This window comes from Vibrio natriegens NBRC 15636 = ATCC 14048 = DSM 759 (assembly GCF_035621455.1).
Lineage (GTDB): Bacteria > Pseudomonadota > Gammaproteobacteria > Enterobacterales > Vibrionaceae > Vibrio > Vibrio natriegens.
In genome coordinates this window covers 211,901-224,251 of sequence record NZ_CP141822.1, presented here as the reverse complement: position 1 = coordinate 224,251, position 12,351 = coordinate 211,901, and the positions used below count along the sequence as shown (strand labels likewise).

Below are 12,351 nucleotides of genomic sequence, written 5' to 3'. Positions count from 1 at the left end.
CATATGATTAAGCTAGAAAAACTAACAAAATATTACCCCTCTGAACTGGGCAATCAGTATGTCTTTCGGGACATCAATTTTACGATCCCAGAAGGGCGTAATGTCGCTTTACTTGGTTCGAACGGTGCAGGTAAATCGACTCTGTTTCGCATATTGGCGGGTAGCGAATACCCAAACAAAGGACGAATCGTCACTGATAAAGCACTTTCATGGCCAGTCGCTCTCGCGACTGGCATTCACCCGCAAATGACTGGACGGGAAAATACACGTTTTATCGGAAGAGTAAACGGGGTTGCCGACCTCGATGAGTACGAAGAAAAGGTCAAAGCTTTTGCAGAACTGGGATTAAAATACGATCTCAAAGTGGCTTCTTATTCAAGCGGTATGCGCTCTCGACTGGCTTTTGGTTGCTGTATTGCGATTGATTTTGATGTCTACCTAATTGACGAAGCCACCTCTGTCGGTGACCTAAAATTTCGTAGAAAAGCGAAGCAAGCACTGCTGAGAAAAAGCCAATCGGCACAAGTCATCATGGTAAGCCATGAACTCGACGAAGTGCGTGAATTCTGCGATAGTGCGGTCATACTGCACCAAGGTGCACTCACTTATTATGATGATTTAGAAGAGGCAATTCGTCACTATAAAACACTGTAATGCACTTGCACTAACAACCAACGCTATCTAAGCATTGTGAAATAACAGATACAATCAGAAGGGTAGCGTCAATAATTATAAAAATTAATAAGACATAACTATGCTAGGTATTCAACCCTCTTATATTGTCCTGGCGCTCTTTGTAGCGACCATCGCAGGATTGATTAAGTATCAAAACCAACCCGAAAAAGTCTTCGGTATTTTGTTGATGGTTCTCTATCTTGGTGGACTCGTCACCACGGAGCAAGTGATCACAAGCTTTGCAAATCAAGGGCTATTAACGCTTATTCTTCTGATGGTGTGTTCGTTAGCGCTGGAAAAAACCAGCTTGCTTAGACAAGTGGCGAAGTTTGTCATAAAGCCTAGTTACAAAACTACTTGGTGGCGGCTGTTTTCAATGACCGCACTGTCTTCGGCAATCTTGAACAACACTGCGGTGGTATCAACGATGTTGGCACCTATCCGTAACAACCCCCATCATCCGGCAAGTCGTTTACTACTTCCGCTTTCTTATGCTGCAATTCTGGGTGGTACGCTGACGCTTGTTGGTACTTCAACAAACCTGATTGTGAACAGTATGGTGTTGGAATCCGATCTACCAGGCCTGGCCTTTTTTGATTTTACAGCGGTCGGCGCATGTGTAGCGGTTGGATGCGGTCTATTACTCTACTTTCTTTCTAAATTTCTTCCTCACCATGCCAAAGAAAATGTTGTTGCAGCAGACTACTTTATTGATGCAAAGGTACAACCTGGCTCAAACTTGATTGGTAAATCGATAGAGGATAATGGACTTAGAAGCCTCGAGTCACTGTTCCTTGTGGAAATTTTGCGTGACGGTAGATTAGTCAGCCCAGTATCACCTCATGAGGTAATAGAAGAAAGTGATCGTTTGATGTTCAGTGGCGATATCAAAAAAGTCACACTTCTTAACCAGTTCGATGGTTTAAGCTTGTTTGCGCATGAGAACGGACTGCCTTTAAACAACTTGATCGAGGTTGTTGTAAGACCAGAAAGTGTATTAGTAGGGAAAACTCTTAAGCATGCTGGATTTCGTGCTCGCTTTGACGCAGCTGTTGTAGCAATGAAACGTGACAGTGAACAGGTCTCCGGTAAGTTAGGAGAAATGGGCATTGAAGCAGGTGACTACCTCGTATTAGCGGTCGGTGAAGATTTTAAATCACGTCATAACATCCACAAAAATTTCTATTTACTGAGTAGTTTCGAAACAGAGAAGCAACTTGAGGGAGGAAAAAGCCTTCTTGCGACGCTTGGCTTCTTCAGTGCAATTCTATTATCTGCATGCAATGTAGTGCCGCTATTTCAAGGCATGTTATTACTATTAGGAGCACTGCTTATTACACGGTGCCTATCTCCCAATGAGATCTTACAACGCTTACCCACTCAGATCTGGCTAATTATTTCGTCTGCTCTCTTGCTCTCGCAAGCACTGATAAACACGGATGGATTACGTTTTTTAGACACACTAATACAAAACAACCAACAAACCTTAACCCCTTTCGTCGGGCTTGTTGTGGTCTACTTATTAACCTGTCTGTTGACTGAGCTGGTTACAAACAATGCGGCTGCCGCGTTGATTTTTCCTATGGCTTATGGGCTAGCGGTGGGTTTGGACAGCAATGTTCACAGCTATATTTTAGCGGTTGCCTTTGGCGCTAGTGCGAGCTTCATTAGCCCCTACGGTTACCAAACTAATTTAATGGTTTATAATGCGGGGCGTTACAAGATCAAAGACTTTTTTAAAGTGGGGCTACCTATTAGCCTGCTATACGGAAGTATTGTGATTACTGCGATCACGCTATTCTATGGAGTGTAACGAGGCTAGGTTAAGCAGTTACGCAATAAACAATAAATATGGGAAACTGAGAATGACTATTTCTCCTGAACGCATGACTCACTTAAAACAGCTAGAAGCTGAGTCAATTCATATAATGCGAGAGGTTGCCGCAGAGTTTGACAACCCAGTGATGCTTTATTCAGTGGGTAAAGATTCATCTGTAATGCTGCACCTTGCTAAGAAAGCTTTCGCACCGGGAGTGCCTCCATTTCCACTGATGCATGTCGACACAACGTGGAAGTTCAAAGAGATGATTCAGTTTCGTGACTACATGGCAGAGAAACTGGGAATGAAACTTATTGTTCATCAAAACCCTGAGGGTTTAAAAATGAACATCAATCCGTTTGTACATGGTAGCTCAAAGCACACGGATATCATGAAGACCCAAGGCTTAAAGCAAGCACTGGACAAACACGGGTTTGATGCTGCATTTGGTGGCGCGCGTCGTGATGAAGAGAAATCCCGCGCGAAAGAGCGTGTTTACTCTTTCCGTGACGAACACCATCGCTGGGATCCAAAAAACCAACGTCCTGAGCTGTGGAACATCTACAACGGTAAAGTAAACAAAGGCGAAAGCATTCGTGTTTTCCCACTTTCTAACTGGACAGAGCTTGATATCTGGCAATACATCTACTTAGAAAATATCGAGATCCCAGGTCTGTACCTTTCAGCGAAGCGTCCTGTTGTAGAAAGAGACGGTATGCTAATCATGGTTGATGATGAGCGTATGGAACTAAAAGAAGGCGAAAAAATCGAAGAGAAAATGGTTCGATTCCGCACGCTAGGTTGCTACCCACTAACAGGTGCAGTTGAATCTGAAGCGACGACCTTGCCAGAGATTATTCAAGAAATGCTTTTGACGACGACTTCTGAACGCCAAGGCCGAGCGATCGACCACGATAGTGCAGGTTCGATGGAAAAGAAAAAACGCGAAGGTTACTTCTAATTTAGGGACGCTGATAAATAAGAAGTAATACTTGTGTGTTTTGCTTCTCATGCAACAGCTCAAAGCACAGACCTCACGGTGCTTGTTTTTTACATCAAACATAGGAAGTGAGTGAGAGAGCCAATACCTTATCTCACTGCAAAATTATGAGTACACCATACGAATTTAAGAAACATGAATCCGTAAGCCAAGATGTCGTCTGGCACAACAGCACGGTCACTCATCAAGATCGCGTCAATCTTAAGCAGCAAAAACCTGTGGTACTGTGGTTTACAGGTCTTAGTGGCTCAGGAAAGTCCACCGTCGCAAACGCTGTCGAAAGTAAACTACTGAGCCTAGGCAAGCACAGTTATTTACTGGATGGCGATAATGTTCGTCATGGCTTGAACAAAGATCTTGGATTTAGTGATACAGACCGAGTAGAAAACATTCGACGCATCAGTGAAGTTGCGAAGCTATTTGTCGACTCGGGCACCCTTGTTCTTACTGCCTTTATTTCTCCATTTATTGCAGATCGCGCACAAGCTCGCTCTGTGATCGGAGAGGATGCATTTATCGAAGTATTTATTGATACTCCTTTGGAGATCTGTGAACAGCGCGATCCTAAAGGTCTGTATAAAAAAGCAAGATCTGGGGAAATCAAGCACTTTACCGGTATTGACTCTGCTTACGAAGCGCCTGTGGCTCCTGATATTCATGTAAAAACGCATGAATTATCCATTGAGGCTTGTGCGGAATATGTCGTGGAGCAGCTTGCAGAAAAAGGCTACTTAAGCCAAGAGCAGGAGAAGTAATGCATTACGACATTTTTAATGGTGATGCAGATGGTATCACTGCGCTGATACAGCTCCGTCTCGATACACCGCTTGATTCAGTACTTGTTACGGGAGTGAAGCGCGATATTAAACTGTTAAGTCAGCTCGTTGATAAATCAGATGTGGCCAGTGTGACCGCTTTGGATATATCAATGGAGAAAAACATGGCTGCTCTTACCTCTCTTTTAGATAGAGGGATAGATGTTTTCTATTGTGACCACCATCGTTCGGGTGAGATACCACAGTCGTCCCACCTTGAAGCACTTATCGACCTAGATGCAGAGATCTGTACAAGCTTGTTGATCAACAAGAAACTATCAGGTCGCCATTCGAAATGGGCAGTAGCCGGGGCCTTTGGTGATAACCTCTTCAACAGTGCTGAAACGTTGGCTGCTGAGATTGGCCTGTCTTCTGAAGATACTGCCTTTCTTAAAGAGCTCGGTACGTTGATCAATTACAACGGCTATGGCTCTACGCTTGATGATTTACATATTCCACCAGCCCAATTGTACAAAATGCTGTTGGAGTACCCTTGCCCACTTACACTCCGTGATGATCTCGATTCTCCCTACTATGTGTTAAAACGAGGGTATGAGTCAGACTATCAGCACATTGCGTCTCTAAGTCCGATTTTCAATGACGACGTTGCTTGTGTCTTCGAACTTCCATGTGAAGCATGGGCACGTCGCACGAGTGGAGTGTTTGGGAATGAACTTGCAAATCAATCTCCGAACAAAGCACACGCGGTGCTAACGCTGAATACCAGCGCCGAAGATTACACTGTTAGTGTCCGTGCCCCACTCGCTAATCGCACAGGAGCCGACGAAGTGTGCTCTGCTTTTCCAACTGGCGGTGGGCGTAAGGCTGCTGCAGGAATTAATGCTCTCCCACTCACGAGCAAACAGGATTTCATTGAAGCGCTGTGTCGCTTCTATAAATAAATTTCAAAAGCGTGGTAATTGACCTCACTTTTTATAGGATATTAACATGTCTCATTCATCAGAATTAATTGCTACAGATATCGAAGCATATCTGAAAGTTCATGAAAACAAGGATCTTCTACGTTTTCTTACCTGTGGTAACGTTGATGATGGTAAATCAACGCTAATTGGTCGACTACTATTTGATAGTAAGCTCATTTATGAAGATCAGATGGCTGCGATTGAAAAAGATTCACAAAAATTCAATACAACAGATGAAGCGTTTGATCTGGCTTTACTTGTGGATGGCCTTCAATCAGAGCGTGAGCAAGGTATTACCATTGATGTTGCTTACCGTTACTTCTCTACTGACAAGCGCAAATTCATCATTGCCGATACTCCTGGACACGAGCAGTACACTCGAAACATGGTTACGGGTGCATCGACCTGTGAACTAGCCATTGTTATGGTTGACGCCCGCCACGGTATTCAAACTCAAACTCGCCGCCATAGTTACATTTGTAGCTTATTGGGTATTAAGCACATTATTGTTGCAATCAACAAAATGGATCTGATGGATTACAGCCAAGAGGTTTACCAAAAGATCAAAGCAGACTACCGCGACATGGCGAAAAACTTTGATATCGATGATATCCGCTTCGTCCCAATTTCTGCACTTAAAGGGGACAATGTTGTAACCCCAAGTGAACACATGGACTGGTATCCTGGTGCAACGCTGATGAAACTGTTGGAAACGGTTAAAGTTGACCAAGATAAAAACATGGAGCAGATGCGTTTCCCTGTACAATATGTAAACAGACCAAACCTAAACTTTCGTGGCTTTTGTGGTACATTGGCTTCGGGTATTGTCCGAGTTGGTGACAATGTTACAGCACTACCTTCCGGTAAAGCATCTCGTATTAAGTCCATTTACACCTATGACGGTGAACTAGAACAAGCGCAACCGGGTCAAGCTATTACGCTAACACTGGAAGATGAAATCGATGTTTCTCGTGGTGATATGTTAGTTCATACCGGTCATGAGCCAACAATAACTAATAAGCTTGAAGCGCACGTAGTTTGGATGGATGAAGCTCCAATGCGAACTCACAAAGAGTACTCATTCAAGTTCGCTACCAAGACATGCGTAGGCAAAATTAGTGAAATTGAGCATAAAGTAGATGTTAATACTCTAGATAAACACGCAGAAAATGCAGAGACGCTAGAACTCAATGAAATTGCTCTAACCAAACTATCTCTTACGGATAAAGTTGCCGTAGATAAATACCAAACTCTGCCACAAACAGGCTCATTTGTGATTATTGATCGCCATACGAATGTCACTGTAGGTGCGGGTATGATCAGTGCAACGTCAACAGATCATGATGATGAGTCTCGAATCTATTCTACAGCGGAAAAAGAGCTCAACGCTTATGTGAGAAAACACTTCCCTGAATGGGGATGTGCTGAAATTTAACAAACTTATTACCTAAACAATAGCAGATGTACTGTGTACATCTGCTTTTTATCAACTATAGTTGATGATGCAGTGTGGCTTTGTATCAATAATAAACATAATTAATAGGTAAATGTGTGTTAACTCTCGTCATAGCAACTTTAGCTATTTCCTCTTTGAGCTTGCTTTCTCTTCGTAAGGTAGCCGTCAATTTTGATTTGGTTGATAAGCCAAGTTGTAGAAAACGGCATATTGGTAACGTACCATTTATAGGAGGAATTGCCCTCTATATAACGCTTGCTTGTATAGCGTTTATAGCTCCAGATTTAATTCCAAATAGAAACCACTTTTTAGGGTGTGGCTTAATATTGACACTTATCGGTACTCTTGATGATAAGTTGGATATAAGCGCAACCACTCGGTTAGCAGTCCTCTCCTCTTTATCTACCTGGCTCGTGTTATCAAAGAATATATCTATCAGCAACTTAGGCAATTTACTAGGAAATGGTGATGTTTTGCTTGTTCATGGAGATACGATTCTTACAGCTTGTGCCGTTATTGGGTGTATTTCGGCGTTTAACATGGTGGATGGTATCGACGGTCTCTTAGGCGCTTTAGCATCGGTCACTTTCGGGGCTTTGTCTTTTTTATTTTACAACGCTGGAGAATATAGCTTAGCCTCTTTCTGTCTCATCTTCGTCTTAGCATTATTACCTTACATTCTATGTAACCTGGAGCTGATCCCCCGACGGTCTTTTAAAGTATTCATGGGTGATTCTGGGAGTTTTTTGATTGGTTTTACCATCATATGGCTACTGATTCATAGCTCCCAATCGATTCAAGGCGGTACCACAGAACGTGTAATGTCTCCCGTCACCGCACTCTGGCTCATCGCGATTCCTTTAATGGATATGGCCATGGTTATGATACGCCGAGTTAGAAAGGGAAAATCCCCACTAAAACCAGACCGCTTGCATTTACACCATATTTGTACTCGACTGGGGCTAACCTCGCGACAAACGCTAATTTTCCTCTTCATCTTGTCCTCTATTCTAGCTTACGCTGGGGTTTGGGCTCAGATGAATGATATTGAAGAAAGCGTGGTACTTATCGCCTTTCTAACACTATTTGTGGCCTATATAACTATCATGAACTACATTTGGCGAATATTAGTCAAGATTAGGATAATATTCCCTCCAAAAGTAATTTCTAGAGGTTTAAAAGACGTTGTTCGATGAAACATCTTTGGGTTCATACTTAGATTATATACAGAACCAAGTTTTGATTTCACCTGACACTCAAGGAGCAGCTCAGTGTGCTGCCGCAATTATGAGTGAGGCGGAGTGTTTTTGTTTTCCTATTTTTATAAATGAGCTGCCAACTGAAAGGTGTAGTATTTATTGGCATATCACCTTTGATAGCGATTCAATTATAATCATTAGTCTATGTGATAAGTTAAATGACAAAACAATCATAACGAGGGTTGTACATCTAAGCGCAACCAGATGAACAAAAACAAGACATACTTATGACATTTAATAGTGCTTTGATATTCTAATCTATCCCTCGTAGCTCAATTCGTTGGGTATTATCAGAGCGCTACGACTTGCTATGTTTCTGATTGTAGTATTATATGTATTTACAATTGCTGAATTTCTAAACTAGAATATGCATGAGAGTGCTTTGATACTCTCAACATCGATGTTTATAAACGTTTATACAAGGATTAATAATGAAGAAGACAGCTCTGGCTATTCTTATGGCTCTAAGTGCATCAACTGCATTTGCAGCACCTGAAGCAGGTACAACTGAAGGTGCATCTACTCTTGCTAGCGGTGAAGTGGCTGTAGGTGTTGGTGCGGCAGCAGCAGCAACTGTAGTAGCAGTAGCAGCAACAGACAGCGATTCAACTACTACTACAGCTACAACTACTTCTAACTCTAACTAATCTAGTTGAGTATAGATGTAGATAATCGCCCTGATATATTCAGGGCGATTTTATTTTCAAGAGGGAATAATGAATATCTTTCGAGCAAAAAATTGGAAGCGCCTACTTCTTATCCTACCTGCCGTTAGCCTTATGTTCGGGTGTACGCAAAAATTCAAAGATGTCTCAGCTACCGTTCAAGAAGCTTATGGCAATTACATCGATGTAGAACTCACGCATCAACAAATTGAAGCTATACCATACGCAAGCGCATACCTTAAGATCGGTAATCAGAAACAAATTTTCGTCGTTTTAGCATTCGCAGAACAGAACCCTCTTACCGGTAAAACACAACTGAAGTGGGTGAGCTCAGATAAAGCGATGGTAGTGACAGAAAACGGCCACATTGTAAAAACACTGAACCTACAGAACAACAATATTGCGGGCGTTTATGGTCAAGTCCCGGCATATAGCACATTAGACATTCAGTACCTTCTTTCATATGACTGGGAAGAACAATACCGTTACGGCTTCCCCGCTCACATTACTCGTACCTATCAAGGCAAAGAAGTAGTAACAACACCCTTGTCCTCAACTTCAGCTGATGTCTATCGTGAATCCGTTGAGTTCCCTAGCCTATCTGAAACCGTTGAAAACTTTTACTGGGTAAATAGTCATGGCCAAGTAGTGAAAACCCGACAGCACTTAGGGCCTAACATGCTACCTATTGAGTTAACGATATTGAAAGGATACAGCAAATAATGAGTAAACGACTGTTACCTTTACTAAGTCTAGCTCTGTTAACTAGCACCAGTGCGGCTCAATCTACCGCTGATAAAACTGAACCTTTAAAAGTCAAATTGGTTGGTGTAAGCGAGCAGTTACTATTCCCTCAGAAGGCTCGTTTATCGGATATTCTGCAGCAGGCTCAACAGCAAAACCTTGCCTTAGAATATCCACTCGGAACAACATTATTTAACAATTCTGAAGACGCACTAAGTGAATCAACAGCATTGAAAAACTCCGTGTTGATCAAGATGATTAAACACGACTTAAGCGATCACAAACTCTATGACTTTATCCAAAGTCATCAGTTTGCTCCGCGCATACTTTCGGCTATTGATGTAGATCGTATCCGCCTAGATAAATTTGAAAACCCTCTAATAAGTGGTGACTTAACACTAGTTTCACCAAAGCGAGAAGAAAAGGTTATTTATCTAGGTAATTTAGAACAAGTCTACTTCGTTAAAAATCAAGCTGGTATTCCGTTAAAGGAACAAATTCGCAATTTAAAACGCAATATTGGTGAACTGGCGCACCTCCCAATTTTAATTTATCCAGATGGAAAAGTTGTCAAGCCACACCACGGCTCTTGGTTGACGACGCAATATTACCTTCCGCCATTGACGATGGTCTATTTCCCGTTTGATGAATTGGACACCTCTGAAATGGATCAGGATATTGTTAAACTGCTTACCCAACTGAAGCCAACCTCAATAAAGAGCCCACTATGACGTTAATTAGAAATACTTTAACCTTTTCTTTAATGAGTCCGGTATTGGTTTGGGCCCAAGAAATGCCATTTGAAGTGCCACCACTACAACCCTCACAAATGGACTTTGGCGGTGTTGGTCTTATGCAAATGCCAACTGGCCGGATGGCGCCTGAGGGCGAGTTTAACTTTGCTGTCAATTTTAGTAATGAGTACCAGTTTTACAATGTCACCCTACAAGTGATGCCATGGCTGGAAACAACCCTTCGTTATACCTTAGTCAATGACCTATTATACAGTGAGGATCCAGATTTTTCTGGTGACACAAAGTACACCGATAAAGGCATCGACTTCAAAGTCCGTCTTTTAGAAGAATCCCAATATTTACCAGAGCTTTCGGTTGGCGTTCGTGACTTTGCAGGCACAGGTCTGTTTGATGCTGAGTTTATCGCGGCAACCAAACGATACTCTAACCCTAACTTAGGTACGTTCGATTTTACTTTGGGCATGGGCTGGGGTTACTTGGGTACACGCGACAATATTACTAACGTAGCCTGCAAACTCTCAGATCGGTACTGCGAGAGACAATCTGACTTTACTGACTTTAAAGGCAAAGGCGGTAGTGTTGATTATGAACGTTGGTTTAAAGGCCCTGCAGCGTTATTTGGTGGGGTTGAATACCAGACCCTGCATGCACCACTGCGCTTTAAGTTAGAATACGATAGCAATGATTACAGCGGAGACTTTCCAGTGAGAAATGGTGGCATAGACATGACACCGCATACACCGTGGAACTTTGGCGTATTATACCGCTTGGGACACATGGCAGATCTGCGCTTGAGTTATGAGCGTGGCGACACCTTAGTTGCCGGCTTAAACCTTTACACTAACTTCAACAAGATGCCTTCTTTCTGGCGTGATACACCGACGCCTAAAGTAGAAAACAACCAACCAACAGATCTTTCTCAGGTCGATTGGGAGCGTGTAACGGAAGACTTGGATAAGATCGCCGGTTATCAAAACACCAAAATCTATGCGAAGGATAAGACGGTAGCGATTGTTGGCGAACAGAAGAAGTACCGTGACCGCAACGAGGCACATGAAAAAGCGGCCGCCGTGTTAGCTAACCAAGTACCTGACAGCATTGATACCTTTACTATCAATGAGCGCAACCGTGGGTTAGCAACGAATCAAGCTGTTATATCGAGAGATAAGTACCGAGATTACGCACAAGTAAACTACATCAACCCCAAAATCGAGGATGTAGTCTCATCATCGAACGATAAGCCACAAGGTCAAACAACCTATGATGGCTTTGAACGTTTCGACTGGGGGTTTGCGCCAAAACTGGCTCAAACACTGGGTAGTGCCGAAGACTTCTACCTGTTTAGCGTTGGCTTGAGCGGCAATGCCTCTTACTGGTTGACAGATAACCTTGAACTTGCTGGCTCACTATACTGGGACTGGTACAACAACTACGATAAGTTTAACTATATCACCCCAACAGATGGCACTACTATCCCTCGTGTACGTACCATGTTCCGTGCTTACCAGAACGAGCATGATATTACTATGTCAAATCTGCAGCTGACTTGGTTCCAGGAATACTCGGATACGATAGATCAACAGTTCTACGCAGGTTATCTCGAAAGTATGTTTGCTGGCGTCGGCACAGAACTCTTATACCGCCCTCAAGGATCAAGCTGGGCTATTGGTGCTGACGTGAACTTAATTTCTCAGCGTGACCCACAAAGTTACTTTGGCGTTTACACTGAGAAATGGCAGAACATTCCAGAATATGGTGACCCATTCCAGGTCATTGACAAAGGCTTTACTGGCTTTGTGTCTGGCTACTACTTCCCGCAATGGGAGTTCTTGACTGATACGATGATCCAACTGGATGTTGGTCAATTCTTAGGTGGTGATAAAGGTGCTCAACTGAATTTTGCCAAGCAATTCAAGAGCGGCGTAATCGCAGGCGTCTTTGCGTCTGTAAGTGACTTGTCAGCCGATGAATTTGGTGAAGGTAGCTTTACCAAAGGCTTCTATATTTCAATTCCATACGACATCATGACCGTTAAACCAAGTAACAACCGAGCAAACTTCAGTTGGCAGCCGCTAACTCGCGATGGTGGTCAGAAGCTAGGTCGTAAATACAGCTTGATTGAACTGACTGATGAACGAAACCCATGGTACCAGCGACCAAACCATTCAGATGAAAAGTAACTAACGCAAGGGCCTAGGCTACTAGGCCCTACTCCCAATAACCTTTCTTTACCTCTTCAA

The 12,351-nt window shown here is 42.9% G+C and carries 11 protein-coding genes; all 11 read left to right on the top strand.

The annotated features are described in order from the left end of the window. The first annotated feature begins 3 nt into the window (after nucleotides 1-3). The 11 genes from VER99_RS01025 (at nucleotide 4) to VER99_RS00975 (ending at nucleotide 12,291) form a co-directional block, all read left to right on the top strand. The gene (locus VER99_RS01025) at nucleotides 4-654 is read left to right on the top strand and encodes an ABC transporter ATP-binding protein (RefSeq protein WP_020335744.1); all 651 of its coding nucleotides are present in this window, start codon (nucleotides 4-6) and stop codon (nucleotides 652-654) included. 100 nt (nucleotides 655-754) lie between these two features. Beyond that, nucleotides 755-2,488, top strand: a complete 1,734-nt coding sequence (locus VER99_RS01020; RefSeq protein ID WP_020335743.1) for an SLC13 family permease — start codon at nucleotides 755-757, stop codon at nucleotides 2,486-2,488. A gap of 52 nt (nucleotides 2,489-2,540) precedes the next feature. After that, a complete protein-coding gene (gene cysD / locus VER99_RS01015; RefSeq protein WP_020335742.1) occupies nucleotides 2,541-3,455 on the top strand; it encodes a sulfate adenylyltransferase subunit CysD in 915 nt (304 codons plus the stop codon). A gap of 146 nt (nucleotides 3,456-3,601) precedes the next feature. Continuing rightward, the gene (gene cysC, locus VER99_RS01010; protein ID WP_020335741.1) at nucleotides 3,602-4,249 is read left to right on the top strand and encodes an adenylyl-sulfate kinase; all 648 of its coding nucleotides are present in this window, start codon (nucleotides 3,602-3,604) and stop codon (nucleotides 4,247-4,249) included. After that, the gene (locus VER99_RS01005; RefSeq protein ID WP_020335740.1) at nucleotides 4,249-5,211 is read left to right on the top strand and encodes a hypothetical protein; all 963 of its coding nucleotides are present in this window, start codon (nucleotides 4,249-4,251) and stop codon (nucleotides 5,209-5,211) included. Before cysC ends, VER99_RS01005 begins: the two co-directional genes overlap by 1 nt. Nucleotides 5,212-5,257: 46 nt before the next feature. Beyond that, nucleotides 5,258-6,667, top strand: a complete 1,410-nt coding sequence (cysN, locus tag VER99_RS01000) for a sulfate adenylyltransferase subunit CysN (protein WP_020335738.1) — start codon at nucleotides 5,258-5,260, stop codon at nucleotides 6,665-6,667. A gap of 116 nt (nucleotides 6,668-6,783) precedes the next feature. Then, a complete protein-coding gene (wecA, locus tag VER99_RS00995) occupies nucleotides 6,784-7,884 on the top strand; it encodes a UDP-N-acetylglucosamine--undecaprenyl-phosphate N-acetylglucosaminephosphotransferase (protein WP_020335737.1) in 1,101 nt (366 codons plus the stop codon). Nucleotides 7,885-8,378: 494 nt separating this feature from the next. Further along, on the top strand, nucleotides 8,379-8,594 hold the full coding sequence (locus tag VER99_RS00990; RefSeq protein WP_020335735.1) for a hypothetical protein: 216 nt from the start codon (nucleotides 8,379-8,381) through the stop codon (nucleotides 8,592-8,594). Nucleotides 8,595-8,663: 69 nt separating this feature from the next. Then, nucleotides 8,664-9,335: a YjbF family lipoprotein gene (locus tag VER99_RS00985; RefSeq protein ID WP_020335734.1), complete on the top strand. Its 672-nt coding sequence runs from the start codon at nucleotides 8,664-8,666 to the stop codon at nucleotides 9,333-9,335. Further along, complete coding sequence (locus VER99_RS00980; protein WP_020335733.1) at nucleotides 9,335-10,087, top strand: capsule biosynthesis GfcC family protein; 753 nt, start codon at nucleotides 9,335-9,337, stop codon at nucleotides 10,085-10,087. Before VER99_RS00985 ends, VER99_RS00980 begins: the two co-directional genes overlap by 1 nt. Next, nucleotides 10,084-12,291 carry a YjbH domain-containing protein gene (locus VER99_RS00975; protein ID WP_020335732.1) on the top strand — a complete coding sequence of 736 codons (2,208 nt, stop codon included), beginning with the start codon at nucleotides 10,084-10,086 and terminating at the stop codon, nucleotides 12,289-12,291. Before VER99_RS00980 ends, VER99_RS00975 begins: the two co-directional genes overlap by 4 nt. Nucleotides 12,292-12,351 lie beyond the last annotated feature (60 nt).

Excerpts from the sequence above, each read along its gene's own strand:
- VER99_RS01025 (WP_020335744.1), top strand. The coding sequence starts at position 4 with ATGATTAAGCTAGAAAAACTAACAAAATATTACCCCTCTGAACTGGGC.
- VER99_RS01020 (WP_020335743.1), top strand. The coding sequence starts at position 755 with ATGCTAGGTATTCAACCCTCTTATATTGTCCTGGCGCTCTTTGTAGCG.
- cysD (WP_020335742.1), top strand. The coding sequence starts at position 2,541 with ATGACTATTTCTCCTGAACGCATGACTCACTTAAAACAGCTAGAAGCT.
- cysC (WP_020335741.1), top strand. The coding sequence starts at position 3,602 with ATGAGTACACCATACGAATTTAAGAAACATGAATCCGTAAGCCAAGAT.
- VER99_RS01005 (WP_020335740.1), top strand. The coding sequence starts at position 4,249 with ATGCATTACGACATTTTTAATGGTGATGCAGATGGTATCACTGCGCTG.
- cysN (WP_020335738.1), top strand. The coding sequence starts at position 5,258 with ATGTCTCATTCATCAGAATTAATTGCTACAGATATCGAAGCATATCTG.
- VER99_RS00990 (WP_020335735.1), top strand. The coding sequence starts at position 8,379 with ATGAAGAAGACAGCTCTGGCTATTCTTATGGCTCTAAGTGCATCAACT.
- VER99_RS00985 (WP_020335734.1), top strand. The coding sequence starts at position 8,664 with ATGAATATCTTTCGAGCAAAAAATTGGAAGCGCCTACTTCTTATCCTA.
- VER99_RS00980 (WP_020335733.1), top strand. The coding sequence starts at position 9,335 with ATGAGTAAACGACTGTTACCTTTACTAAGTCTAGCTCTGTTAACTAGC.
- VER99_RS00975 (WP_020335732.1), top strand. The coding sequence starts at position 10,084 with ATGACGTTAATTAGAAATACTTTAACCTTTTCTTTAATGAGTCCGGTA.